Source organism: Fibrella arboris, from assembly GCF_041321095.1.
In the GTDB taxonomy this organism is placed as follows: domain Bacteria; phylum Bacteroidota; class Bacteroidia; order Cytophagales; family Spirosomataceae; genus Fibrella; species Fibrella arboris.
Genome location: NZ_JBGGWE010000005.1, coordinates 315,776 through 340,562, shown reverse-complemented (window position 1 = coordinate 340,562; position 24,787 = coordinate 315,776). Strand labels below are relative to the sequence as shown.

At 54.4% G+C, this 24,787-nt stretch carries 20 protein-coding genes; 4 read left to right on the top strand and 16 right to left on the bottom strand.

The window, feature by feature from the left end:
• Positions 1 to 34: 34 nt before the first annotated feature.
• The 7 genes from ACAW75_RS11210 to ACAW75_RS11180 form a co-directional block, all read right to left on the bottom strand.
• The gene (locus ACAW75_RS11210; RefSeq protein WP_370728805.1) at positions 35 to 1,249 is read right to left on the bottom strand and encodes a helix-turn-helix domain-containing protein; all 1,215 of its coding nucleotides are present in this window, start codon (positions 1,247 to 1,249) and stop codon (positions 35 to 37) included.
• Between the two features lie 88 nt (positions 1,250 to 1,337).
• Positions 1,338 to 4,226, bottom strand: a complete 2,889-nt coding sequence (locus ACAW75_RS11205) for a tetratricopeptide repeat protein (RefSeq protein WP_370728804.1) — start codon at positions 4,224 to 4,226, stop codon at positions 1,338 to 1,340.
• A gap of 11 nt (positions 4,227 to 4,237) precedes the next feature.
• Positions 4,238 to 5,410, bottom strand: coding sequence for a hypothetical protein (locus ACAW75_RS11200; RefSeq protein WP_370728803.1), 1,173 nt, complete (start codon positions 5,408 to 5,410; stop codon positions 4,238 to 4,240).
• Positions 5,411 to 5,427: 17 nt separating this feature from the next.
• Positions 5,428 to 6,447, bottom strand: a complete 1,020-nt coding sequence (locus ACAW75_RS11195) for a vWA domain-containing protein (RefSeq protein ID WP_370728802.1) — start codon at positions 6,445 to 6,447, stop codon at positions 5,428 to 5,430.
• Between the two features lie 12 nt (positions 6,448 to 6,459).
• Positions 6,460 to 7,497, bottom strand: coding sequence for a hypothetical protein (locus ACAW75_RS11190; RefSeq protein ID WP_370728801.1), 1,038 nt, complete (start codon positions 7,495 to 7,497; stop codon positions 6,460 to 6,462).
• 122 nt (positions 7,498 to 7,619) lie between these two features.
• Positions 7,620 to 8,009 (bottom strand): LytR/AlgR family response regulator transcription factor, encoded by a 390-nt coding sequence (locus tag ACAW75_RS11185; protein ID WP_370728800.1) that lies wholly within the window; start codon positions 8,007 to 8,009, stop codon positions 7,620 to 7,622.
• A gap of 245 nt (positions 8,010 to 8,254) precedes the next feature.
• Positions 8,255 to 8,764: a hypothetical protein gene (locus ACAW75_RS11180; protein WP_370728799.1), complete on the bottom strand. Its 510-nt coding sequence runs from the start codon at positions 8,762 to 8,764 to the stop codon at positions 8,255 to 8,257.
• A 496-nt stretch (positions 8,765 to 9,260) separates the two neighbouring features.
• Between ACAW75_RS11180 and ACAW75_RS11175 the strand changes: the two genes are divergently transcribed.
• Positions 9,261 to 11,132 carry a sensor histidine kinase gene (locus tag ACAW75_RS11175; protein WP_370728798.1) on the top strand — a complete coding sequence of 624 codons (1,872 nt, stop codon included), beginning with the start codon at positions 9,261 to 9,263 and terminating at the stop codon, positions 11,130 to 11,132.
• On the opposite strand, the gene ACAW75_RS11170 is transcribed toward ACAW75_RS11175, so the two are convergent.
• The 8 genes from ACAW75_RS11170 to rpoN form a co-directional block, all read right to left on the bottom strand.
• Positions 11,110 to 11,757: a response regulator gene (locus ACAW75_RS11170; RefSeq protein ID WP_370728797.1), complete on the bottom strand. Its 648-nt coding sequence runs from the start codon at positions 11,755 to 11,757 to the stop codon at positions 11,110 to 11,112. The genes ACAW75_RS11175 and ACAW75_RS11170 overlap by 23 nt on opposite strands.
• Positions 11,758 to 11,865: 108 nt before the next feature.
• Entirely contained in the window at positions 11,866 to 12,468 is a 603-nt protein-coding gene (locus ACAW75_RS11165) for a hypothetical protein (protein ID WP_370728796.1), read from the bottom strand.
• A gap of 111 nt (positions 12,469 to 12,579) precedes the next feature.
• Positions 12,580 to 14,034: a matrixin family metalloprotease gene (locus ACAW75_RS11160; RefSeq protein WP_370728795.1), complete on the bottom strand. Its 1,455-nt coding sequence runs from the start codon at positions 14,032 to 14,034 to the stop codon at positions 12,580 to 12,582.
• A complete protein-coding gene (locus tag ACAW75_RS11155; RefSeq protein WP_370728794.1) occupies positions 14,034 to 15,518 on the bottom strand; it encodes a M48 family metalloprotease in 1,485 nt (494 codons plus the stop codon). Before ACAW75_RS11155 ends, ACAW75_RS11160 begins: the two co-directional genes overlap by 1 nt.
• Positions 15,505 to 16,224, bottom strand: a complete 720-nt coding sequence (locus ACAW75_RS11150) for a hypothetical protein (protein ID WP_370728793.1) — start codon at positions 16,222 to 16,224, stop codon at positions 15,505 to 15,507. Before ACAW75_RS11150 ends, ACAW75_RS11155 begins: the two co-directional genes overlap by 14 nt.
• Positions 16,215 to 17,261, bottom strand: coding sequence for a hypothetical protein (locus ACAW75_RS11145; protein ID WP_370728792.1), 1,047 nt, complete (start codon positions 17,259 to 17,261; stop codon positions 16,215 to 16,217). Before ACAW75_RS11145 ends, ACAW75_RS11150 begins: the two co-directional genes overlap by 10 nt.
• Before the next feature lie 286 nt (positions 17,262 to 17,547).
• Positions 17,548 to 18,186, bottom strand: coding sequence for a hypothetical protein (locus ACAW75_RS11140; RefSeq protein WP_370728791.1), 639 nt, complete (start codon positions 18,184 to 18,186; stop codon positions 17,548 to 17,550).
• A gap of 109 nt (positions 18,187 to 18,295) precedes the next feature.
• Positions 18,296 to 19,753 (bottom strand): RNA polymerase factor sigma-54, encoded by a 1,458-nt coding sequence (gene rpoN, locus ACAW75_RS11135; protein ID WP_370728790.1) that lies wholly within the window; start codon positions 19,751 to 19,753, stop codon positions 18,296 to 18,298.
• A 302-nt stretch (positions 19,754 to 20,055) separates the two neighbouring features.
• Between rpoN and ACAW75_RS11130 the strand changes: the two genes are divergently transcribed.
• A complete protein-coding gene (locus ACAW75_RS11130; protein WP_370728789.1) occupies positions 20,056 to 20,757 on the top strand; it encodes an HAD family hydrolase in 702 nt (233 codons plus the stop codon).
• Between the two features lie 83 nt (positions 20,758 to 20,840).
• On the opposite strand, the gene ACAW75_RS11125 is transcribed toward ACAW75_RS11130, so the two are convergent.
• Positions 20,841 to 21,173 carry a hypothetical protein gene (locus tag ACAW75_RS11125; RefSeq protein ID WP_370728788.1) on the bottom strand — a complete coding sequence of 111 codons (333 nt, stop codon included), beginning with the start codon at positions 21,171 to 21,173 and terminating at the stop codon, positions 20,841 to 20,843.
• Between the two features lie 474 nt (positions 21,174 to 21,647).
• On the opposite strand from ACAW75_RS11125, the gene nadE reads away from it, so the two are divergent.
• Positions 21,648 to 23,696, top strand: a complete 2,049-nt coding sequence (gene nadE, locus ACAW75_RS11120; RefSeq protein WP_370728787.1) for an NAD(+) synthase — start codon at positions 21,648 to 21,650, stop codon at positions 23,694 to 23,696.
• 133 nt (positions 23,697 to 23,829) lie between these two features.
• Positions 23,830 to 24,714, top strand: coding sequence for a DMT family transporter (locus tag ACAW75_RS11115; RefSeq protein WP_370728786.1), 885 nt, complete (start codon positions 23,830 to 23,832; stop codon positions 24,712 to 24,714).
• The last annotated feature ends 73 nt before the right edge of the window (positions 24,715 to 24,787 follow it).

Here is a 24,787-nt window from a genome sequence, read left to right as displayed (position 1 = left end):
CGTCTCGAAGTTCACGCCGGTCGGCACGAAGTGGTCAACGGCCTTGCTGGCGCTCAATTTGCGCGGCGTCGCGAAATTGAGCGGGTGTCTGATTGGTGATGCGTTTAAAGGCCGTATGAAACGCCGATGGCGAATTGTAGCCTACCCGCTCGGCAATCTCGTCGATCTTCAGGTACGCCGTGTCGGGACTGTGCAGCAGTCGTTGCGCCTCAGCAATGCGATAGGTTGCCAGCCAGTCGAAAAAACGTTGTCCCAGCCGGTCGTTGAGCAGTTGCGACAGGTGATGGGGGCTGGTATTGAGCCGGGTTGCAAGCTTAGGCAACGACATATCGGTCTGTAGATAAGGCTTTTCGGTGATCAGTAGGTGCTCCAGTTTGCGAAGTACAGCGTCTTCCACTTCTTCCGACAGCGACGATTTCTCGTACTTTTTTCTGGGCTCGTCAGGTACGTTGCTGGTTGGCGAGTCGGCTGGGTCAGGTACGTTGTCGCGGAAGAAATCGGAGCCGCGCATCACCAGAAAACTGGTCACATAAATAACGCCCGTGAGGTAGCAGGCCAGCAGGTAATCGCCCAGGTCTTCATGGAACTGTGGTTTTACGATAACGATCAATACCGGCAATACAGAGAACAGGAGCGTCAGGTTTCGCAGCCGGGCGAAAATGGCGGGCGACGCGGCCCAGACTGACCGGCCTGCCTGCTGGAGCGCTCGTCGGATAATCAGGAAGGCCAGCACATTGTAGGTCAGGCAGCTGATCAGCGTAAGTTCATCGATGTATTCCCGAATGCCGAAAAAATCTTCGTGCAGGTAGTAGGGTGGATCCGGTATGGAGGGTAGTTCAGGATGCCAGGCTTCAAGGTAATTGTTGTATTTATAGTCGATAGGCTGAACCAACCATGAAACGGCATCAACGCTCCATAACAGCATCGGAAGCAGATGCCAGTACCAGTGCCGGGGCAGCCGCCCATGAATGCGTGCAAATACGTACAGGAAAAAGAGCGGCCCCATGCCAAAGTTGAGCGGCTCCGAAAAGTCGACCCAGGCTAATGCCTGGAACATGTAATTGCTGTAGCACAGGAAAATTTCGCCGATAATGGCCGAAACGCCGATCATCAACCAGCCCAGGCAGCGATTGGCCACGTTTGTCTGTCGGCTGCCGGTGAGAAAAAAGAAGCCGAGGAACAGCCCCTGAGCCACCCCAAGCAGGATGATCAGACCAAACAGATCGAGGTGGGGCGGAAGAAGGCGCATAGCACAAACTTACCCAAACCCGTCTGAAAACGATAGCGTACTGCAGAATAACGCGCGTAACTGGTTTGGGCTGTAAATCGCCGGTTGCTCAACGGTATCGGCTAACAAGCTGCGAATAAACTGGCGATTTGCGATACTCTTTCCGAACGAAGTCGAGTAGGGGATCTTTTTTCAGGAAGTCTTTCGGAATACCCATCTGCAAGGCCTTTTCCAGCTGAACGGCAGCCTGCTCGTCATCGTCGGCCTGGAGATGAGCGCAGGCCAGCACGTACCTGAGTTTAGGCGCAATGTCGGGCATGATCGATTTGGTTAACGCCCCGCTCAGACGCACGTTAGCGGGCATCTGACCAGTACGTACCTGGGTGTAGGTACGCAGATACAGACATTCATCGGTACAGGCGAGCCCGTCGTACTGCCCTACTTTGTTCAACTCGCTGAGGGCCTCCAGGTATTTGCCGAGGGAAATCAGGCAACGGCCTTTGCCCAACGCAATAGCAGAAGCCAACTGGTGATCATGATCCAACTCCTGACAGCGATTGTAAGCGCTGAGAGCCTCTTCTGTTTTCTCCCGCTTTTCCAGCAAAATGGCCAGGGGCAACTGATGGTCGGCTACGGTAGGTTCCAGCTGCGCCGCCCGGTTAAAATCGTCGCGGGCGCGGTCAGGTTTGCCGATCGCTTCGTAGGTACGTCCCCGTGCGGTGTAGGCCGCAGCCCAGTCTTTCGACATGGCCAATGCCGCCTCGAACTGATCGAGGGCGACCTCATACTTATGCAGTTCATAGGCGCACCGGCCCGACAGGTAGTAGGCATCGGCAAACAGAGTGGCCGGATACCGCTTTTCGAGCTGCTTGCGCTGATTGAGCAATTCGGTCAGCGTTGTCTGAGCCTGATCGTACTGGCGCAGCCCATACAAGGCTTTTGCTTCGCCAAGCAATGCGTTCTGTAGGGTGTTTGAAAGCCCAACGGCCTGCCTGAAATCGGTAGCGGCCTGGGCATATCGGTTCATTTTGAGGTACGTCAAGCCCCGCTCGTAGAGAATTACCCCGTTGGTTGGGTTATAGGCGAGTGCTTTCGTCAAGGCGCTGTCAGATTTGGGGTAGTCACCAAGCGAATAGTAGATTTTGCCGGTAGAAAGCCAGGCGTCTGAGAAGTCAGGTTTCAACTGAAGGCTGGTCGCCAGATGGCCGAGGGCTTCAGGAATGCGCCGTTCCTGCACACTAAAATCGCTTTGCTGGTAGAAACTGGCGGCGATAGAGTCGATTTGCGTTTTGAAAAGGGGGTCGAGACCAAGCTCGTTAGCCCTGGTAAAATCGGCCCCGGCGGCGGCCACCTGTTTCAGGCACAGTTCGGCCACGCCCCGGCGAAAATACAGCTCCGGCTGGCGGCGGCTCCGGTTGATCCCTTCAGTAAAGTCGGCTTCGGCCTTGTCGCAGGCGCCCATTTTTTGGAACAACAAACCCCGCATCAGGTAGTAACGCGGGTTCTGATTACTGATCTTAAGGGCTTCACCATAGTCGGCAATGGCTTCGGTGGTGCGGTTGGTGCGGACCCGGTAGCCCGCCCGGCGCGCCAGCAATTCCGCATTAGCCGGGTCAACCGTCAGATAGACGGATAGATCGGCGGCGGCTTTGGGGTAATCGTTGAGGCGCGCATACAGATCGGCCCTTGATTCAAGGGCATCCAGGTTTTGAAAATCAACCGTCAATGACTCGTTCAGATCCCGCAGGGCATCTTTGTATTCGCCCAGTTGCGTCAGGCATTTACCACGCCCGAGCAGCCAGTCAGACAGGTTCGTCTGGTCGCCGGTTTGTTTGGCCTGTTTTCGTTCGGCATCGAGCAGCCGTCCGTATTCTTTAACCAGTTCGCGATACTGGCCGGCCGAGAATCGCTCGTCGAGTTCGGCTTTGCGGCGGGCCTTGCCAACGAGGTCCTTGCGTTGAACGTCGAGGTTGGTCGAGTCGGGTTGCTGATCGGCAATGCGCTGTGCCAGCGAGAGGGCTTCGGTGTAGCGCCGTTTGCGCAGGGCTAACCCCAGCTGTTTTTTCTGTTCAACCAATGAGTTGCGGCTTCGTTCTTCCAGAACTTTCTGAATCCGGAACATACGCAGCTTGGGGGTCAGGTCTTCGATCGGCTTCTGTTTTTCGGCCTGTTCGTAGAAACGCTGAGCCGTTTCCAGGTCGTTGGCGGCCAGCGCCGCTTCGCCATCGGCCAGGAGCTTCTGGTAGGCCAGCAGCGCCGCTTTTTCCCGTTCGCGTTCAGGATCCACGGGGGGCGCCGTGGCTACAGCAGACGCTTTGGCTGAATCTGACCGAACGGCGGCTGAATCGGTTGTCGCCATTAGCCTGCGTGGGGCCACTTCTTTTAACGCAATGTTGTTCAAGGTGGCATTGACCGAATCGGCAGGGGTAGCAAAAGCAATGCGGGTGATCACGACCGTCCATTTGGAGCCGGTCTGGTCGGCCCGCACTTCGGCCACCCGCCGAACGGGCCCGTATGGTTTATCGATCTTGGTGTGTTTACCCCGAAAAAGGGAGGTGAACAACACTTTGACGTACAGGCTACTGGCCTTTTTCAGGTCCGATACGGCAATGTCTGAAAAACTGATTGTACTCTCGGCTGATTTCGCGTAGAGCAGATCGAAATTGGCCAGGTACTTCTCAACGGGCATGTCGAACACCGTACCGGCAGCGGCCCGGTTGGGGCTGATGTCATCTTCAACGATGATGTCTTTATTGGCGAAAAGCTGGTTGGTCCCGGGGGCGTAACTCTCGCTGATCAGCGCGTTGCGTTCCGCTTCGCCCAGATCGGCCAGGCTCAAGACATTCAGTAAATCGCTCAAGCCAAGCTCTATTTTACGCCGGGCCAGTAGCTTCACCTCTTCGTTGTCGCGAGTGGTTAGTTCCTGCGCAACCGCACAGGTTCCAACCGTAAGCAGGATCGAAAAGGCAAATAGCCAGCTGCGTAGCGGTCTGATCATGAGTGTATTGGTTATTGGGTAGCCACCACGCCGACATTACCCAGCAGCACGGCCCATTTGCGAAGGTCTTCGCCTTCCGTTTGTTTTTTGTAGGGGGTAAGCATCACGTCGACGTCTTTTTCGGTGATGTCGCTATACTGTACAGAACCCGTCTGATTTAGGCCGGAGAAGCGTTGTTCACCCTTAATTTTTCCGTAATAGTTACCGTCGTCTTTCTGAGTCAGCTCCTGCACATACTGAATGTCGGTCCATTCGAGCACGACGCTTTTGTAGGGCAGGAGCTTCAGCCGAATCAGGTAGTCGCGCATTTTCAGGTTGGTTGGCGCGCCACCCCGAATCGCGGAACTGATCTGAATGGTTGAGCCGGGTTTGAACATGGACAGGATCTGGCCAATGGCCTTGTCTTTCTGGCTGGTTTCTGTCGCTTTGTCGGCTACTACCCCCAGCAGCACACCAAACTCTTCAACCCGTTGCAGGGCCTGCTGGCGGTATTCCTCATACTGGGCATCGGTCAGCTTCAATACGGCGCCGGCCGAGGCCACTGGGGCGGGTTTGGGTGGTTCAGGCGCTGGGGCTGGTTTAGGGGCCTGACGTTCAACAACGGGGGGCGGTGTTTCTTTGGGTTTAGCGGCTGCTGGTGCGCTGGCAACGGCTGGCGGTAACGCCCCGCCCAACTGATCGATCTTATCGCAGAGCACAGCGGCTTCAGCAAATAGCTCGTGCTTGCCGTTTTTGTAGAACACGCCAATCAACTCGGATTTAGGCATGCTGACCGATTTCCCTTTCAGGGTGGTGTAGGTGATGGTTGTTCCCTGATTGGACTTGATGGTGCCGTAAATCACTTCGGCGGGCCGGTTTCTGATCAGCATGTCATGGGTGAGTGGCTCTTTGCCCGACATAAACTGATCGATAAACCGGGTACGTTTATCGGCGGGCATATACCATAACTGATCCAGACAAACGAACCGACCCCGCCGGTTAACGATTACCAGCACCCGGTCGGCCCCGTAGGTGAACTTCACCGTAGATTCCCCTTTTTTTACATCCACCGATATACGCTCGTGCGACAGGCTGATCAGCTTTCCCTCCACATGAGTCTGATCGGCCAGATACAGGACGTCCTGGGCCATTGTCCAGGTAGATAAACCAAGGCAAAGCAGGGTGGCATAGAAGTAGACTCGCATAACCAGGATTAATCGTTTTATGGAATCTGCAAATAGAACGGTACGTCGATGATATCGCCATTAGGCAGGGCTACCTTGATGGTTTCGCTGATAATCTGTCCAGATGTCCACTTGCCGGTCCGGCGGGCGGCTGTCCATGTTGAGCGGTAAAGCTGTGCGCTACCCCGGAGCAAGTTGCCTAGTGTACCAAAGGATGTAACCAGTTGTTCGGCGTCTTTTGCGTAGAAGAAAGCACCGCCTGTTTCATTCGCCATCCGTGAGAGGACACTCACATTTACGCCATTACTCAACCCAACCATATAGAGAGGGACCCCCTGATTCTTGGCCCTGTCGATGGCATTCGCCAGCGTAGCACTGGAATTGGTATTCTCTCCATCCGTAAAGATAATGACCGCCTTGTTGGCTGTTTTAGCGTTAGTGGCCGTGTAATCAGTCATCAAGACGGAGCTATAATACAGGGGGGTACCGCCATCTTCCGTCGTTGCCAGCGTATCCAGCGACTTCTTCATGGCGGCTGTATTGCGGGAAAATGTCTGGTGTACTTTAACCGCCCCGAAGTAATCGTCGGTGAAACTGGCCAGACCGGCCTGATCACTGGTTCCCAGATAATCCAGGAAAATCTTGCTGGCCGAAATGCGTAAATCTTTCGGGTCTGTCGACAGAATACTCCCTGACTGATCAAGCAGGAGCATGGCTGAGTAGCCGCCCGTTTTCGCCGCCTGGTTCACGACCTCCAGTTTCGCTAAGGAATAGGTGAAACTGGCGGGGCTGGTAGCGGTGATCCCGAAGTTGCTCTGATTGAGTCCCTGCACATACTTGCCGCTTCGGTCAACGACGTACATATCTACCCGAAACTCAATTTTGTCGCCTCCAACGGCTCCGGTAACCAGGCCACCCAGCGAAGCTACAGACGGCTTGCCAACAATCTGAGGGCGAGCGGGTAGGGGCACCTCCACTTCGCGGCGGCAACTCCAGGTAAGTAAAAAAATGCTGATCAGCAGCAGCGGCATCAGCCGGATGTTGTACAAGGTTCTCATGATATGGATAGCTTATTTTTTAGGCGAATTGAAACCGATACCAAGCCGGAAACTGGCAATGCCAACCTGCTCGGAGAGGGTCTGCTGAAATTCGGTGAAACTCAGGTTCTTCACGTTCAATAACTGGTAGCGCAGGCTTAGGTCGATCAAGAGTGCTTTGCCCCGAATTTCGTAGCCGAGGCTGCCCCCGTAGGTAATAGGCGTCGACTTCACCGATTCGTTGGCCGGTGTGGGATGTCCTTCTGAAGTCGATACGGAGGACATAAGGAGCGTAGCGCCGCCTTCGGGCATGATGTAAAGGCCCCCCAATGGGTAAATTTTGAGCCCCACCTGAACCGGAATCTGGGTGAGCTTCTTGGTTTCACTGTATTCGGCTGAACCGTCGCGCGTGTATTTTCTGGTCAGTTCCCAACCGTAATAACCCGCCGTAAGCGAAATGGCGACTGGCTTGAGAAACTGGTAGTCAACCCGAATGCTTGCGCCTATGTTTTGTTTCATTCCAAAGCCGGTAGAGTCACTCAGCCAGGCTTTTCCTTTATTCAAAAATTCAGGATAATAGGCGAACTCGGGGCCAACCGTAATATGAAAATGGCTGAACTTGTTGACGTTCGCGTAGGTAGCCACTGCTCTGGACGGGCTGTAGGTGGAGGAAGCCGACGCCGCCGTTGGGCTGGACGTTCCGGGGCTGGCTGTAGACGGGGCGGGCGTTGTTACGACCTTCTCTTCGGGTAACGGGCTGATGGTTTCAACGCTACCGTCGCTAAACACAACTTTCCAGACCTCGGCTCGTGGCAACGTCTGCTTGACCGTCGGGTTGGCTGGCTCGCGATACACTACGCCGGTCTCGGTCAACTCATCGATCTTCACTGCCAGCGTTGATTTGTCCAGTTTGTACACCATGTCTTTGTAGATGACCACGGGTTGGGCTGGTTTGGCTGGCTGGGCGGGGCGAACTGTTCTGGTCGGTTTGACTGGCTGCTTTTTTCGGGGCGTCTGGGCGATGGCCAGTGCGTGCAGAAAAACAAAGGTGGTCAGTAAGAGTACTCTCATAACGGGTCTGTTTACAGTGCAGATAGTTTGTAAGCGGAAAGCAGAAACTACACAACCAGCTAGCGAAGGGCTATGGATGGCAGCGGAAGAGAGGCAGTCAATAGCCGGTAAGCAGTAGGCAGCTAAAGGGCATTATCGGGTACGTTGGCTTGCAGTGGCCGGGTACGAAGGAGCGGTAATTGGGTTAGCACAGCTGATCGGTACTGACGGCCCATAGCCAGTGTCTGGTTGGCAATGACCAGTTCGTTGCCATGCATGACATCGATCCGGTGCAGGTTGACAATATGACTCCGCGAAATGCGACGGAAGATCGTACCGTCGAGTTGCGTGGCGATATTGCCCAGGTGTGTGGAGATCCGGTACGTCTTATGAACGGTGACTACATCGACCCAACTGCCTTCGGCCCGCAGGTAGAGCACATCCATCTTAGGTACTTTCTCGTAACGCTGATAGGTATCGCTCAGGAACATACAGTCTTCGAGTCGATACAGATGAAAAGTAGAGTCGGGCATAAGCAGAGCAGAAATACTGTCTCACCGGCTTATTCCCGGAGTTTCAGAAAGGTGATCATTACAGTGTGGATTTGCTTGGATGTATTTACAAGTATAAGGACTGCTGCAGTGAAAGGGTCGCCCGTTTTGACAAACCAGTGGTTTGTTTTGATAAACTGGCGTTTTTAGCCAACAAACGCAGTAGACTACTTGATAAGGTGTCTATTGATCAATGGGTTAAGTGAATGCCTGGCCCCTGAATGTGGTCATCGAAGATCAATTCTGAACTTGCCTTCACTGACAGTCATTGGCTGGCCGGTACTGGTACGGCCGGTGAACATAAAGGTGCCTTCGGCATACCCTTCGGGATCGTACAAACTAATCGTAAGCGAATTGCCGGTGCTGGTCGGCACGGTGTAATCATCAACGGATGTGAAACTTTTTATCAGGCCAAACTCAACGGATAACCCGCCTTTCTGGGCGGTGAAAACGCCTGCTTTCGGGTTATCGGCCGACACCTTTATCGAATAAAGCTGGCTATTGGCGCTGGATGTTAAGGGCAGCAGTCCCCACAAATAAAAGTAGGAGTCATCGCCCAGCGAGGAGGCATTGTAGCTTGAGTACGCTACGCCGTTGATCTTGCAGGAAATGAATTCGTCTGTTTTTTCAGGCGTCACATCCGGGTCGGCCGATCGGCAGCCCGCGAAGAAAGCGCTGATGCCAACGAACAGGACTACAGACAGTCCTGTTCGGGCCATTGAACGTAAGGTGCTCATCGACTAATGGAGAGGTTGAATTTTTGCGTCTGTCCGAACCTGCGAACTGCTCAGCACCCGCTCGTAGCCCAGGTTCGATAGGGGCGCATAGTTGATCATTGACTCGGCGCTCTGGGCCATGAGCCACGAAGAGCAGCAAACCGGCAGCCTACCAGGGCTAGTTTACGGAACAGGGATTGCATGGGTGAACAAAGGTTAGATGATGAAAAAAGATGTAGATAGAAGCGGAGTAATTCAGGGGTCGCAGAGCAGGCAATGGCGTAGCCCAGCACGACGGAATCCCGAACGACGGGAACAAAATTCCATACGGGTGGTCCGGTAGGAAATAGCAGTTTTAATGATTTTAGTAGCGATTCTGCCAGGTCAGATTGCTAATTCTGCCAGGGAGAGCCCGTGGAAACGACAGAGTAAATAGTTGATTCCATGATTGTTTGCTGGTAGAGCAGTGGCGATACTTGCAGTGGCTATTAGCCCTTGCCAACCTACTCCCTGGGTCATGCTCACACCTTTCTTGAAATACCTGTTTGCTCTGGGCTGGCTGCTGGCTGGCGCCCCAGGTACGTTGCTGGCCCAGGTAACACTCACCGACCAAACGAACCAGTATACTATTGGGCGGCAGGTGGCTATCCTGGCAGATACTAACCACGTTTTCCGTACCCTGCCCGACGTGCTGCGCGACTCGGTCAGCCGTGCGTTTGAGCCGAGCCAGCAGCAGTCGCCCAACCGGGGGTTTTCCACCGCCGACTACTGGGTACGTTTCGACCTGACCAACCAGAGCCGGGCGAATCGATCGTGGCTACTTGAGATTGGCTTCGGTAATTTCTCGATGATCGACCTCTATCTGGTGTCGAAACGAACCGGAAAAGTGATCCACAAACGAGGCGGAGAACTGCTGGGGCGCCAAGCGCGTGAGATCTCGTATTATACCTATCTGTTCTACCTGCCCATCAGCCCCGGAGATCCGCAGACAGTCTATATCCGGCTTGTATCGACCTTCGGGCAGGCGACGTTCCCGCTGTTTATCCTGCGCGAGGATGCCTTTGTTCACTCGGCGCAGCTATCGGGTTTGCTGTGGGGGTTGTATTATGGCTTTCTGGTATCGGTTTTCTTATACCATCTGTTTCTTTTGCTGCTCAACCGGGAGAAAAACTACCTGCTGCTGACCCTCTACCTCGCCGCCTACATCTTCTACGAAATAACGCGGGGATACTGTGTGGGCGTACGGTTTTTATGGCCGGGCCATGTCTGGCTTTTAACCCACGGCCTGGCCACCGCCTTCACGCTGACGATCACCAGTTTCATGGTCTTTTACAGCTCGGTGCTCGACCTGAAACTGGTTGCGCCAAGACTTCAGACCGGCATTTATGGCCTCATCGGCATGTCGATCATGGGTTGGTTGCTCACCCTGTTTTCCTTGCCCGGCATCTCGCAAAACCTGATCATTACCGCTGGCGGCGTTATCTCTGGCTCGTATGTCATCTTTCTGGGTAGCTATTGCTGGTACCTGGGCTACCGGCCTGCGCGGTATTACTGGGCGGCTGCGGTGGCCATTTTTCTGGGCGGCCTTGTTCATTCAATGAATCGGGCGGGCATCATTCCTGGCTCTAACTTTTTTGTGCATTACACGCTCAACCTGGGCTCGGTGCTGGAATTCGTCTTCCTGTCTATCGGTGTAGCGGATACGGTGCGCACCGAACGGCGGCAACGTACCCAGCTGCGACAGCAGCTCACCACGGAGGTAGACGCTGCCGAACTGCGGGGACTGGCGGATGAACGCGAACGGGTTGCCGCCGAGATTCATGACGGTGTGGGCAACTCGCTGCTGAACCTGCGGGAGTCGATTCGGAGTATGCAAACCGGCGATAAGGCAACGCCGGCCCTCAACAAACTGGAACAGCTGGTGCAGGACACGTACGACGAAGTGCGAAAGATTGCCAACGATATGTTGCCGGCCGAATTTGAACAGAAAGGCCTGGAAGTGGCCCTCCGGGAATTGGTCACTACGCTCAATTACAGCAACCAGACCCAGTTTTACTTACTGATGTCGGGCCATGAATCTCAACTGAAACCGGCGACCCAGTTTCAACTCTATCTGGTGATTGTTGAGCTGATCAACAACATCCTCAAGCATGCCAACGCTACCGAAGCCAGCATCCGCTTCACAAAGACCGGCGACCTCCTACAGGTTACTATTCGAGACAACGGCATCGGGCTTATCAGTACGCCCACTACTGTTTCCCGACGAGGCTGGACCAACGTCAGGAAACGGCTCAGCCGGGTAGGAGGGCATTTTCAGCTCGTCGATAAAACGGAAAAGGGGGTAAGTATTGCTATTTCTGTCCCTGTTAGTCCAGCATCCCATACTTAAAAGCAAAATGGGCAATACCGACATTCGATCGAACCCCCAGTTTTGTCATCAGGTTGGCCCGGTGCGTGTTCACCGTCGATTCGGAAACCGACAGATCATCGGCAATCTGACTGTTAGACCAGTCGCGGGCTATGCGCATCATTACTTCCCGTTCGCGGGACGTAATCGTACGCAGTGGCTCATATTCCTGGTCAGTATGCTTAGTCGATTCTGGTGTCGTGGCCAGAATCTGGACCAGTTCAGGACTAAAATACCGTCGGTTTGAGTGAACCAGGTTGATCGCTGCCAGGACGTCGTCGGCATTGTAGCGTTTGAGAACATAGCCATCGGCTCCGGCCAGCACGGCTTCCCGCACTTCGTTGGTTTTCTCAACCATGGTGTAGAAGATCACCTTCATGGTCGGGTAGTGTTCTTTAACCTGTAACAGCAGATGGATACCCGACATCCCGGCATCGAAATGCATATCACAGACCAGTATGTCGACAGGGTATTTTTTCAAAAAAGTTAAGGCTTCCTGAGGTGAATGAGCCTGGCCAGCCACCTCGACCTGGTTGATAGTGCTGAGAAAATGAGCCAATCCACTAACAATAAGCGGATGATCATCAAGCAATAAAACGGTTGTCATTACTTAGTCGGATGATGTGAATAAGCTGTGCACCTGCATTTTACAGGTGCACAGTTTGTTCCTAAACTACGATGTTTATACTAATCAAGGAATAATTAACCCTAAAAATCAACTATTTGGTAAAGGTGATGTGGTGCCGCCACGACGTCTGGGTGTCATGGCCGCCAGCCACTGTTTGACCATAAACCGGCTTATATTCCAGATGGCGCCAAACCACGATGCGTAGATGACCCAGCCGTATTTAGGTACTCCGAACAGATCGATTTGCCCCTCATACAATAGGTTGCTGAGCACCGTCATCAGCCTAGGAAGTAAATCAGGATTCGCCGTTCCGCCGATCAGGTATCTTCTGCCTGCTTTGAGCCCGTCGATAAGGCTGTTGGTATAAAATTGTTGCTGTTCTCCAGGCAACCACCCCAGGCTTCGGTCGCGACAGAGGAGCGTGATTTCGGCCATCTGATCGATAGCTATTCGCTTCGTTTTCAGGGCTTTGACTTGTTGTGCTGACGCTAAAGGAACCAGACACCTGTAGGGCGGTTTCTTGTTGATCACATAGGTGCATACCCACCGGTCAGGGTCTTCGGGGCGCACGTGCGCGTAGGCCATAGCGCCTTCCAGGTACGTCCGGTCGACGTGGGCGCCTTCGTTGTGTTGATTAAAGGCTATGAGTCGGTCATAGTCTGTAGGAGTGATACGCTGTTTGACTAACATGACAAAACGGATTTGGTCCGTTTGTGCATGTCATTGACTCAAAAAGTGCCCCCCCCATAGTCAGGCAGACAGGGGGCGGGATTGGGGCCGGCAGGCGTTACATACTACCTGTCAGGGGGTATACTGCCATAATTGCCCTGTATCGGTGCCTATGTATACCCTATTGTTTGCCGTGAACTGGTAGATCATACGCCCGGCAATGGGGCAGTTTTTTAACTCTGTCCACCCGTTGGGCGGCGCGTAGCGCCAGAGTCGTTTAGGGCGCCCATCGACCCAGTCGGTAATACAGAAGCCGTAGTTACGCACCGAAAAAGCCAGTCTGGCAATCTGTGATTCGCGTGGGGCCGGTGAGTCGGTCGGGATCCAGGCGGGGGTTTGGGTGGGGTCGAAGCGCAGGCATTCTCTGCTGAATGAGGTGCTGATAAGATAGAACTGCTGGTTCAGGGTGAAGGATACCTGCGATTCGGCACTGCCCGATGACAGCGGCCGTTTCCAGTTGACCGGGCTGGTCCAGCCATTCGTGGCGGGATCGTACTGCCAAACGTCGAGCGTATCCTGCGAAAAACGGTTTGTAAGAATCACATACCCCCGATTGTTGAGTCCCGCCGTATGGGCCAGCCCTGTCCCTTTTCGGGGCAGCGGCGCAATGGTATCCCATTGGTCAACGTCGGGCTTATAGCGCCAGAACGTAGCGGGCCCGCCGGGCTCAAATGTGTTGTAGGGGTTGCCGACATAAGCGGCCGTGCTGGTGGCAAAAACGCGGTTAGCGCCCAGGGTACTGCCACGCTGGCCGGGAAATGGCTTGCGGGTACGCGCCGAATCGGTTTTAGGCAGGTATTCCCACAAAGCGCTGCCGTCGAAAACAGCATCCAGCAAGATGTAACCCCGGTCCTGTACAGCAAAGGCGAGTTCGGTTGTGGAACTGCCAAATACCGGTTTTCGGAGTTGCTGCCAGCTATCGCAGGGGTCTTTATACAACCTCCGAATGGCGCTGATGTCTGACGCGTCGAGTACAGTTTGTGTGGTTAGCCGCTCGCCCGCCATAACTGAAGTCGGCACTGTTGAGGTCGCCAGCCCCAGGGCGGCACCAATCTGGAACAGCAGCACTCGCTGCAACGCAGCCGGATCCTGAAGGAGTGCGCGCCGGAGCCGTATGGTGCAGCTACTGTCTTTTGTCGACTTGATCAGTTGCGATAGAGGAGGCAGTGGCTGGCCGATCAGGCCAAAGCTGGTGTAGGTCGTTTTAGCCGAAGACAAACTGTCGCTGAACACAATGTTGATGTCGGCAGGAGTGGTTGGCAAAACCCGCTCAAAGGTTAAAAACCCGTGCCCCTCCGCCCAGCGGTCGAAAGGAATTTCCAGGGTCTTCTGTAAACGGCTGAGGTCCGACTCGTTGAGTTGATCGGAAACCGCATACCGAAAGAGGCATTGATCAAAGCGATGGCTGGCTGTTGGTTGCTGGTAATCGCTGATGAGGTAGAAGGGCTGGGCTGGTGAGAGTTCCTGGCCAATGCAGCCCGCCGCGATGAAACCAATGAACAGGCCATAGTACAATAGCTTTTTCATTACCAGAACCGGCCAGAAAGTTCGAGACTAATCGTATGCAGAGTGGCGCGGATGGGGTCGGGTGCCTGGGTGCTGAACCGGAGCGGTTGTGGCTGGTAGAGGAGCCATAGCCGGTAATGACCCTCTTTGTGGCGCCAGCTTGAGTGGCCATACCCCACACCCACTACTGGCCATAGACTGGCCTGAGGAACCGGCGGTTGGTTTGGTTTCACCCCATTGTTGCTGTACGTGAACGCTAGTGGCAGGGCGGCTGCCAGCCCGCCAGTCAGTCGCCAGCCTCGCCGCCAGTGCTGAAGATCGCCATCGTCGCGCCCCAGCCGACGAACGTACCTGGAACGTAGCTGGAAGTTGATGGTGTTGAAACGCTCAAGGATGTGCCAGCTATCGGCCTCCTGGATCAGCGTGCTGAATGAATGCCCCGTCAGGAGCAGGTCGGTCTCGAGGCTATGGCGACGGTACCAGGGGCTGATTGTCAGTCGGACGCCGCCCAGCCAGCCAGCCCCGTTGCTGGCTGCTACGGGGTTGCCATTGCGGGTGAGTACAGGCCGCTGGAAGAAGCCACCCCCAACCAGCTCAACCGAAAACTGTTCCCGGCGCACCAGCGAATCGCGGCGGGCACGTTCAAGGGCCGTCAGCTCGTTTAGTTGAGCCTTATCGGTAGTGACAAGCGCAAATCCATAGGCCGTTTCTGTGTCGATATGAATGGGATTGTTGGGGTCATAAGCGCCCGGCTCCGTAGACGAGCGATCGTAGGTGGCAAGGTAGCTTTTGAGGTATTCCGGGTTACGGAGCCGCGCCCACTGCTGGTCGATAACTTGTTTTCGCAAGGGGATACTCGGGTGTGTCGGGGTGGCTGCTTTATTGATGATGGTGGGCAGTAGGCTGAAGATCACGTCCATATCATGCTGGGTTACTTTACGCTGCTTGATGATCAGCCAGAGCCCCAACGCGTCGGCTTCCAGCTCTTGCAGGTGTTGCCGCGATAGAAATACAACTTGTGGTTTCGTTTTTTTATCGCCGGCCGTCGTGTAGCTAACGGGTTGATAAGGGCCACCTGCGGCCATTCTGGCACCCGGATGCCCGCTGAGGCCGAAGGCCTCGGTGGTGTGCCCCAGCAGGTGGTGGGCCAGTTCATGGGCCAGCACAAAGGCATCGCCCTGACTGGCCCCGTTGCGAAGGTGGGTGATCAGTGCCGGACTGTAAAAAATATACTTTTGCTGGTTAGCGGCGCAGATTTCAGACATGGCTGCATAACCGGGGCAGACAAACGGTTTGGTGATGATCAGCAGCCGATTGGTGAATGGCTTGAGCAATTCATTGGCCAGCGATTGCGCTTCTGCCTCCGTGATTTGGGGACCCAGACCAAAGCCCGAGGTCGGTTTGATGAGCGCACAGCCACAGCCTGCTTGTTGTTGTGGTTGTGCCAGTAAACCCAGGGGTATCAGGCAGAAGAGCAGGACAGATACCCACTTAGCGGCGTTCATCAGCAAGATCGGTTAAGGTTGGCTGGCCAGCTACCAGGGTATACGTGTGCTGACCGGTTTTGAGCCGGTACTGGCTCGTGTTCGGAATACGTTCGAGACGCCACCGGGCTGTGGACCCGGTACCTACGGTTTTACCATACAGGAAAAGCGTATCATTGGGCCATCGATAGCGGTCGGCGGTGCGCAATGCTCCCAATAGCCCCGGCGCGTGGGAGTACTGTACCACTTGCAGGGGTGCGCCCCCCATCCCCATACTGTCTGACGCGTCGCTGGAAAGGGGTAGCGTAGCTGGTACCGGCCGGGGCGGCAGGCTAAGCGACCAGAAGCCACCTACCAGCAGCACATAGGCGGCAGCAAACAACAACGGCCTAACCAGCGGCGCATATTTTTTACCAAAAATGATATCAACTGAAAAGGGGGTCGGCTTCTGGGTAACATACCGGACGGCTCCCTCTTTCCGGTCCATTGGCCCGGGCTTCAGTTCAGCAGACAGCGCCGCAGTGGTCTGGTTAAAGGCAAGGGCATCCTGCTCGTCGGCCAGGAAATTATGGACCAGCCACAAGGCCACAACCTCCTGCTCGAAGGCCGGGTCTTGCCGGCAGCGGGCCGCTACCCGTTCGTGTAGGGCCTCGGGAAGCTGACCCGTCAGGTATTGCTCTATAAGCCAGATACGGTCAGCCAGCGGATTTGTATCAGTTACCTCCATAAACGGCGTTTGTCGAGACGCTGGCGGGCGTCGGCCAGCTGTTTGTCAAGGAGTTTCAAAACGGCTGTGTAGTTCTGCAGGTCTGGGTCAGCCGCCAATTGAGGCGCCACGGTCACCACCAGCTGCGCCAGGCAGATACGGTGCCTCAGGCCAATCTTCTTTTCGCTGAGCGGCTTGTCTTTATACGTAATGGTAGCAGCAAGTTGGGCCAGGGAACCAATTGAGCCAGGTTGTCGGATAGCCACGTCGAATCGCGCCATAAAGGCATCTTCGGTTAAGGGCTGTATAGCGTCGGCGCGTTGGGCTACCACACGCAGACGGCTCACATCCAGCCCGTACTGGTGCACGATGATGCGTTGGCATACGTCGCTCATCGCCTCCAGTGCTTGTGTGATTACCTGGTGCGAGCGCTGATAAAATCGCACGATGTGGGCTGGGATCAGGGGCTTTGGCGGGAGCGTACTGGCTGTTTCCCGCCGTCGCCGGGGCAACTGTATTCGATGGGCTTTGGTGCGCTTCCTTGACCGGATCCCTTCCAGCATGACCCGGCGCAGGATGCCGATAAAATAAGCGTCGAGCGACGAGGTTAGCAAAAAGCGGGGGTCAAGCAACTCGTCAACAAACACGTCCAGCGCATATTGCCGTACCTGTTCCTGATCGTCGTCGAGGCCGAGGCCGGACGGATGGCGGCTCATGTGGCGGCTCAGGTACCGTTCCCCGGCTGCCCGGAAGCGGTTAAGCCATTGGGCAGGCGGCTGATTTTGGTGAAGGCGATAAACCAGCACCTGATCGGCAAGGAGCTGATCAAGTAGGTCTGGTTTTTTGTGATTACCCTTTCGGAGCGAAGCAATGGCAGCGTTATGGGCTCGCTCTGCCAGTTCACCGCTGTCATGACTCGAAATGCCATGCTTCTCTTTGAGTTGCGCTATGGCCCAGGGCTGAAAACCGGCTGAAAATTTTGACTCTGCGCTGGCACCTGCGAAAATTTGCCCGGCATAGCGTTGCCAGGCGAACGGCACTATTTCCTGACTACTCATGGCAAGGCAAACCTGGTACGCCGGGCGGCTTTGTAACAAAGAAACAACCCGGCTTGTACACCATCAAGTACTGGTAACAACAAATTGAGGCTGGTCTGATAGAACGGCTGTTCTGTTGTAGTGCCGTCAGGCTGCCAGGGTGTCGACAACAGGGTGGATCACCTGTCGTTCAACGAATGTTAGCTGGATCATAACAAATAAACAACATGTATTATCAACCAGCAAGGGTGCTGCCAACTAAGTCAACGTAAGGCGTTTACCTAACCGTGTAGGCTACGCTGCCTGCTTAGGCCAGCCAAAGAACGGCCAGCCCGCTTACCACTATGCCCAGCCCCAGCCCAGCCCCCACCTGCCCGACTGTGTGGGCGTTTAGTTGTAGCCGGGCCGTACCCAGCAGCCCACTGAGGGCAATCAGGACAACGAACGGGATAAATAATTCGGAGTCGCTGTGTTTAAGCAACATCAGCATGACAGTGCCCAGTACGCCACCAATCCCTACCATGTGGGCGCTGATTTTCCAGACTGTGTTGATAATACCGACCAGCAGGATGGAAAGGGTGATACTGCCCAAGATAATGGCTACTTCGGGGGATGTCTCTGAAAACAGGCTCATCTTAAACGCAAACAGGTACGTTACCACCGAATAAACAACCCCCGAAAGCAGATACGGAAGCCGCCGGTCAGTCCGGTTGGGCATGGTCAGGTCGGTGAGAAAGCCCGTCCGATACAGGTAGAGGATCAGCAGGCTGGGTATGGCAAACGTGCCGATGAAAACCAGAATGAGCAGGCTGAAACGTAATTCAGGGTTGTAGGTATCGACGTTGAGGCGGGCGGGGGCCACGTACAGCAGCAGGCCAAACAGCCAACTGGGCATCATCAACGGATGAAAAACAACGGAAAGCAGGTAAGCGAGACGGGGGTGCAATATGAGTTTTCTGTTTACTGTTTACTGTCTTCTGTTGCTCCGCTACTTCAGCAATGTGCTTCTGGTTAGCGGAGCAACAGAAGACAGTAAACAGTAAACAGAAAACTTCTCAAAGCTGTTTCCGCAAGCGGGCCACGGGAATATTTAGTTGCTCGCGGTACTTGGCTACCGTCCGGCGGGCAATGTTGTACCCTTTGTCGTTCAGCATTTTCTCCAGCTTATCGTCAGAGAGCGGATTAACTTTTGGCTCGGTGTCGATCATGTCTTTGAGAATGTTCTTCACCTCGCGGCTGCTGACGTCTTCGCCCGAGTCGGTAGCAATACCTTCCGAGAAAAAGTATTTCAGCGGATAGATACCAAACTCGGTCTGAACGGCTTTGCTGTTGGCCACCCGCGAAATCGTCGATACGTCCATATCGATCATCTGTGCGATATCTTTCAGGATCATCGGCCGCAGCTTGTTCTCGTCGCCGGTCAGGAAGAAATCATATTGATAGCGAACAATGGCGTTCATCGTCTTCAGCAGGGTCTGTTGCCGTTGCTTGATGGCATCGATGAACCACTTGGCGGCGTCGAGTTTCTGTTTCACGAAACTGACGGTCTCTTTCAGGCTTTTGTTCGTCTTGTTGCTCTTGTCGTAGGTGTCGAGCATATCAGCAAACGACCGGCTGATTTTCAGTTCCGGTGCGTTGCGTGAATTCAAGGTCAGTTCCAGCTTTCCGCCATTGTTGGTGAGCAGAAAATCGGGCATCAGGTACTGGACCGTGTTGTCGTCGCCTTCGACCGAACCCGGTTTTGGATTCAGCTTAATGATGATATCGACCACCCGTTTCAGCGCATCGTCGCTGACATTGAGCCGCCGCTGAATCTTATCGTAATGTTTCTTGGAAAACTCGTCGAAGAACTCCTGAATGATACGGATGGCCAGCTGAACGTATGGGTCCGATGAGTCTTTCCGGCGCAACTGAAGCAGCAGGCACTCCTGCAGATCGCGGGCCGCAATACCCGGCGGGTCAAACGTCTGAATCTTGTGTAAGACCTCCTCTACCTCGTCGGTGTCTACGAACACGTTTTGTGAAAAAGCCATGTCGTTGACGATAGCCTGCAGCGACCGGCGGATGTAACCGTCGTTCTCGATACTGCCCAGCAACTGAAGGCCAATGGCGCGCTGTTCTTCGGTAAGTTGCAGGTAACCAAACTGTTGCATCATCGAGTCCATCAGGCTCGACATGGTGGCAATGGGCATCTCGCGGTCCTCGTCATTATACGATCCATCCCCCTGCATTTTGTAGCCTGCAAATTCGTCGTTGGCCAGGTACCCATCGATGTCCAGATCGTCGTTGCGGTCTGTATACTCATCTTTGTCGTCGAATTCCCCGCTATCGTCGTACTCGTCTTTGGTGTCGAACTCCTCATCCATCCCCTCTTCCAGGGCTGGATTGATTTCCAACTCTTCCTCAATACGAGTTTCCAGTTCAGCCGTCGGAATTTGCAGCAACTTAATAAACTGAATCTGCTGCGGCGACAGTTTCTGCTGTAGTGACTGGCTAAGGCTAAGTTTCTGCATATATAAGATCGCGCTGAAGCGGAGTGGGTTAGATAAGCGAAGGACGCATGAACAATGCGTATCCCAAGAGCCGCCCCTCAATTATCAGACCAATTTAATTCTGTTTTGTTGGGACTGTCAAGAAAAAATTCATCACCTCACCAATAGGCGGGTACGTACCTACGTTATAACTGGTTGTTTGTGAGTAAAGAAAGCGACTTTGGGGCTCGTTTTGCCTGCGAAAAAAATGTGCCTATGGCTAAACGGGCATGGCCAAATCCTGACAAGCAGTAACCTATACGTCTGTTTCGGGTTAGGAAGATATGAATGCTCCTGATCGTTTTGTTGACGGGTTCGATGTGATCTTGCTCGACCTGATGGATACCCTGATGTTTGGTGGTAATCGGTTTTCTGATGAACAGGCCTATGCGCAGACTTACCGGAAACTGGGTGGTACCTACCACTCTGATAGTGAGGTGCAATGGGTCATTCAGCAGGTTTATGAGACCATGAATGAGCATTACGCCAACCCGGCCTACCACGAGAATTTTCGGCCTGTCAGCACGTACCTGGACGAAACACTGGAGACACTGGGCCTACCCCGAACCGATGCCGCCCGGCTCCACAATGTGTTTGCCCATCACGAGCTGGGGCACGTACCTGAGGTACATTGTCAGGCCCTACGCGAACTGGCAAAAACGCACCGGCTGGGGTTGGTGAGCAACCTGTGGTCCGAAAAAGCCTTATTTATCCGGGCATTCCGGCAGAGCCACATTCATCACCTCTTCGATACGCTGGTGTTCTCCTCGGATTATAACATTATCAAGCCATCGCCAAAACTGTTCCAGAAGGCCCTTGACCAGTTCGAGTGCCCGCCTGAGCGCGTTCTCTTCATTGGCGATAGCCCCGAGCGCGATATGGCCGGCGCCGAAGCCCTCGGACTAGGTACGTTGCTGGTCACCGGCGGCCACAAAACAACGTACCCAGGCCGCACCGCCACCGACATCTGCGCTTTACTGGCTTGACGGCAGCGCCGTGGCGATAAAAAAACAGCCTCACTAAAGGTGAAGCTGTTTGTACTGGTCAAACCGAATAGGCTGGGGTACCGCTACGCAATCTGCCGACCAAATGTTTCCAGCGCTGATGCCAATTGCTGCAATGAACCCTGCGCGTCGCCGCCAGCCTGTGATGAAGCGGCTGCTGTCTGCTGAGACAGGCTCATCAGAATAGTTGAGATTTCGCTGCTGTCAGGGGCGTCGTCTTCGAGCGCTTCTTTCAGCGAATTCAGGGCATCGCTGATTGGGCTGTCCTCGCCCAGGGTGGCAATCCAGCTGTCGATCAGTGACGTGCCGTCGGTAGGCGATACGCTTGATGGGTCACCATTCAGGGCCTGAACGGTTTGGCTGGCCAGGGTCGAGGCGTCTTGATGTTGAGAAGTCATGACTGTATTTTTTGTAGTTAAAGACTATAGGCTAAAAGGATTTGTATTGCTTTTTTGTTTATGCTCATTTGGTTAAGAACGTTCAGGGATTGATAACTATAAGCTAACAGTAGCGTGAATCTTGGATAAAGCAACTTTTAACTGTCTAATAGTTGGGTAATTGATTCGGGTGCGGTCCTTAAGCCTGCCGGGGATCGCAGCGGCGAACCGGCCTAGTCGAAGGGACCGCACGCGAAGCAATTGTAGTAAAGCCGACCTATAGCTCACGTTAACAGTAGACGTCAGATTCAGGTAAGGGGTGTTTTCAGCGCCGGTAGCACCCTGACAAGAAGCCGGATTTTCGGAATGTACTAGCTCGTCAAACCCTTTCCTGTTGCATCTTTGTTAGGCTTGTAAACCTGCATGAGTAAACGAAGGAGTACACTCTTTCACTCACCGAACCGTCGGACCGTCGCTCTGTCACTCTTTCTCTGAATGAAACTAGTAAAAGTTGCCGCTGGGGTGCTGAACCAGACCCCGCTGGATTGGGACCACAACCAGCAAAACATCATCAATGCCATTGATGCGGCCCGCAGCCAGGGGGTGAGGCTGCTTTGTTTGCCCGAACTCTGCATCTCCGGCTATAACTGCGAAGACATGTTCTATGCGCAGAATACCGTTGATCAATCTATTGCGTCATTGCTCGAGATTGTTGGGCATACAGCCGATATGGCTGTGTCGGTCGGGTTGCCCATGCGGCACAATAACCGCACATTCAACGTAGCCTGCTTTATCGTCAATAAGCGTATCATGGGCTTTGTGGCCAAGCAATACCTGCCTGGAAACGGCATTCACTATGAACCACGCTGGTTCCAGCCCTGGACGGTGGGGGTGCGCGACGAGACCCATATCGGTGAGTTTAGCTATCCGTTCGGCGACCTGATCTTCGACCTGTCGGGCATTCGTGTCGGTTTCGAGATCTGCGAAGATGCCTGGATTGCCAATCGGCCGGGTCGGGCGCTGTACGAACGGGGCGTCGACATCATGCTGAACCCGTCGGCCAGTCATTTTGCGTTTGGTAAGTCCGTGACCCGCGAACGACTGGTGGTCGATGCGTCGCGGTCGTTTGGGGTTAGCTATGTGTATACCAACCTGTTGGGGAACGAAGCGGGCCGGGCTATTTATGACGGCGACGCCATGGTGGCTTCTAACGGTGAACTGCTGGTATCGGGTCCGCGCCTGAGCTACGAAGACATGCACATCGTGGCGGCGGTTGTGGATGTAGACATGACCCGGCTTAACCAGACGCAGAACCGAGGTAACCTGGCTTACTCGTTACCCAATCTACGCGTGACCGACCGGTTCGACTGGCCCGAGATCAGCCCGGTGATCCAGAAAGCCGAACTCGAGCCCTGGGAGCGGTTTGGCAGCATCAAGGAAGAAGAATTTGCCCGGGCTGTGGCGCTTGGCCTGTTTGATTACCTGCGCAAAAGCCGCTCGCAGGGGTACGTGCTTAGCCTGTCGGGTGGAGCCGACTCGTCGGCTATTGCCGCTACGGTGTACTTGATGGTGCGTATGGCGGTGGAAAATATTGGTCTTGACGGGGTAAAGAAAAAGCTGCATCACCTGACAGCCGTTCAGGACTGCGACAGTGCCGAAGCCATGGTCGGTAAACTGCTGACCACTATTTATCAGGGTACCAGTAACTCGTCGGACGATACGTTCAATTCCGCTAAAGAACTGGCCGAGAGCCTGGGCGCTACGTTTATGAACATCAACATCGACGGATTGGTCGATACGTATACGGGCCTGATCGAAGGGCAAATTGGCCGCAAACTGTTATGGGACACCGACGATCTGGCCCTGCAAAATATTCAGGCGCGGGTACGGGCACCGGGCGTCTGGATGCTGGCCAACCTGAAAAACGCCTTGCTGCTCAGCACGTCGAACCGATCAGAAGCGGCCGTTGGCTACGCCACTATGGACGGCGACACGGCGGGTAGCATTTCGCCCATCACCGGCATCGACAAGCATTTTCTGCGAGGCTGGCTGCGCTGGCTGGAAACCGAGGGCTTAAACGTCATCAACACCGCAAGTCCCGATGCACAGATCAAGCTGACTGGCCTGAACCGGGTGAACAACCTGCAACCCACCGCCGAACTCCGTCCGCTCGACCGGAACCAGACCGACGAAAATGACCTGATGCCCTACGACGTGCTGAATGAGATCGAGAACGCCGGTATTCGGGATAAACAGGCTCCGGTCGATGTATTTAAGCTGATCGAGGCGAAATTTGGTGGGCAGCATAGCCGTGAGAATCTGCTGATGTGGGTCGAGCGTTTTTATAAGCTCTGGAGTCGAAACCAGTGGAAGCGGGAGCGCTACGCCCCCAGTTTCCACCTCGACGACCACAGCCTGGACCCACGTACCTGGATGCGCTTCCCCATTCTGTCGGGTGGCTTCGAGAAGGAACTCGCCTACATGCGTGAATGGGCTGGCGAAAACAGCGGGAAAAATAACCGGAAAGGAAAGATTGGGTTTTAAGAATAAGGGGTCATTGATTATCATCAAGTGGTCATTACACTGCGCTGTCATTAGTTGTTATTCATAGCAAGACAACTAATGACAGCGCAATGTAATGACCACTTGATGACAATCAATGACCCTGTTTAAATGTATGAATGCTTCCCCCCGTAACCTCGTTATTCCCGGTTTGCTTTTTGCCATGTTCTGGGCGTCGGCGTCGGTAGCCACAAAATTTGGTGTGCAGTCGGCGCCGCCGCTGGTGCTGGCTACGGTCCGCTTCCTGATCGCCGGGAGTGGTATGTTGCTGGTCGCCTATGTATTCCAGAAAGGTAATCCAATGCCGACGGGTGTCGAGTGGCAGCGACTAACGATTTTTGCGGCGTTGAACACAACCATCTACCTCGGTCTGTTCGTGCTGGCGTTGAAGCAGGTATCGGCGGGGATCGGCAGCCTCTCAACAGCCACGAACCCATTGTTTATCACCTTGATGTCGGCCATTTTCTTGCGCCGGCCATTGCGCTGGCAGGAAGCGGCGGGGCTTCTGCTAGGTCTGCTGGGTGTATGCGTAGCGGCCTATCCATTGCTCGGCAAGGCCTACGCTACGGTAGAAGGACTACTCATCTTACTGGGTAGTATGCTGTCTATTTCGGCGGCAACGGTTTATTACGCCCGTTACAACTGGCGCCTGCCCAATCTGGTAATCAATGGCTGGCAGGTGCTCATCGGCGGGGTACTGATCCTGCCCGTGACACTGCTTGCCACAGACATCCGTACTACCACGTTCGATGGTCGATTCTGGGCATCGGTCGGTTGGCTTATTGGCCCGGTATCTGTATTGGCACTTCAGTTGTGGTTCCGGCTAGTCCGGGCCGATGCCGTGAAAGCGTCGCTCTGGCTGTTTCTGTGCCCTATCTTCGGCTTTGCTTATTCGTCGCTGCTGCTGAACGAACCCATCACGGCCTACACCATGGTGGGCACCGTACTGGTCATCGCCGGGCTGGGACTTGGTCGACAAACGAAGGGGACTACTGCCTAATTTACGTATATGAAGAAACCGGTATGTTCGTTACGATGGTATCCGCGTGCACTGGAACGTACCTGGCGCTGCC

Excerpts from the sequence above, each read along its gene's own strand:
- ACAW75_RS11210 (WP_370728805.1), bottom strand. The coding sequence starts at position 1,249 with ATGCGCCTTCTTCCGCCCCACCTCGATCTGTTTGGTCTGATCATCCTG.
- ACAW75_RS11205 (WP_370728804.1), bottom strand. The coding sequence starts at position 4,226 with ATGATCAGACCGCTACGCAGCTGGCTATTTGCCTTTTCGATCCTGCTT.
- ACAW75_RS11200 (WP_370728803.1), bottom strand. The coding sequence starts at position 5,410 with ATGCGAGTCTACTTCTATGCCACCCTGCTTTGCCTTGGTTTATCTACC.
- ACAW75_RS11195 (WP_370728802.1), bottom strand. The coding sequence starts at position 6,447 with ATGAGAACCTTGTACAACATCCGGCTGATGCCGCTGCTGCTGATCAGC.
- ACAW75_RS11190 (WP_370728801.1), bottom strand. The coding sequence starts at position 7,497 with ATGAGAGTACTCTTACTGACCACCTTTGTTTTTCTGCACGCACTGGCC.
- ACAW75_RS11185 (WP_370728800.1), bottom strand. The coding sequence starts at position 8,009 with ATGCCCGACTCTACTTTTCATCTGTATCGACTCGAAGACTGTATGTTC.
- ACAW75_RS11180 (WP_370728799.1), bottom strand. The coding sequence starts at position 8,764 with ATGAGCACCTTACGTTCAATGGCCCGAACAGGACTGTCTGTAGTCCTG.
- ACAW75_RS11175 (WP_370728798.1), top strand. The coding sequence starts at position 9,261 with ATGCTCACACCTTTCTTGAAATACCTGTTTGCTCTGGGCTGGCTGCTG.
- ACAW75_RS11170 (WP_370728797.1), bottom strand. The coding sequence starts at position 11,757 with ATGACAACCGTTTTATTGCTTGATGATCATCCGCTTATTGTTAGTGGA.
- ACAW75_RS11165 (WP_370728796.1), bottom strand. The coding sequence starts at position 12,468 with ATGTTAGTCAAACAGCGTATCACTCCTACAGACTATGACCGACTCATA.
- ACAW75_RS11160 (WP_370728795.1), bottom strand. The coding sequence starts at position 14,034 with ATGAAAAAGCTATTGTACTATGGCCTGTTCATTGGTTTCATCGCGGCG.
- ACAW75_RS11155 (WP_370728794.1), bottom strand. The coding sequence starts at position 15,518 with ATGAACGCCGCTAAGTGGGTATCTGTCCTGCTCTTCTGCCTGATACCC.
- ACAW75_RS11150 (WP_370728793.1), bottom strand. The coding sequence starts at position 16,224 with ATGGAGGTAACTGATACAAATCCGCTGGCTGACCGTATCTGGCTTATA.
- ACAW75_RS11145 (WP_370728792.1), bottom strand. The coding sequence starts at position 17,261 with ATGAGTAGTCAGGAAATAGTGCCGTTCGCCTGGCAACGCTATGCCGGG.
- rpoN (WP_370728790.1), bottom strand. The coding sequence starts at position 19,753 with ATGCAGAAACTTAGCCTTAGCCAGTCACTACAGCAGAAACTGTCGCCG.
- ACAW75_RS11130 (WP_370728789.1), top strand. The coding sequence starts at position 20,056 with ATGAATGCTCCTGATCGTTTTGTTGACGGGTTCGATGTGATCTTGCTC.
- ACAW75_RS11125 (WP_370728788.1), bottom strand. The coding sequence starts at position 21,173 with ATGACTTCTCAACATCAAGACGCCTCGACCCTGGCCAGCCAAACCGTT.
- nadE (WP_370728787.1), top strand. The coding sequence starts at position 21,648 with ATGAAACTAGTAAAAGTTGCCGCTGGGGTGCTGAACCAGACCCCGCTG.
- ACAW75_RS11115 (WP_370728786.1), top strand. The coding sequence starts at position 23,830 with ATGAATGCTTCCCCCCGTAACCTCGTTATTCCCGGTTTGCTTTTTGCC.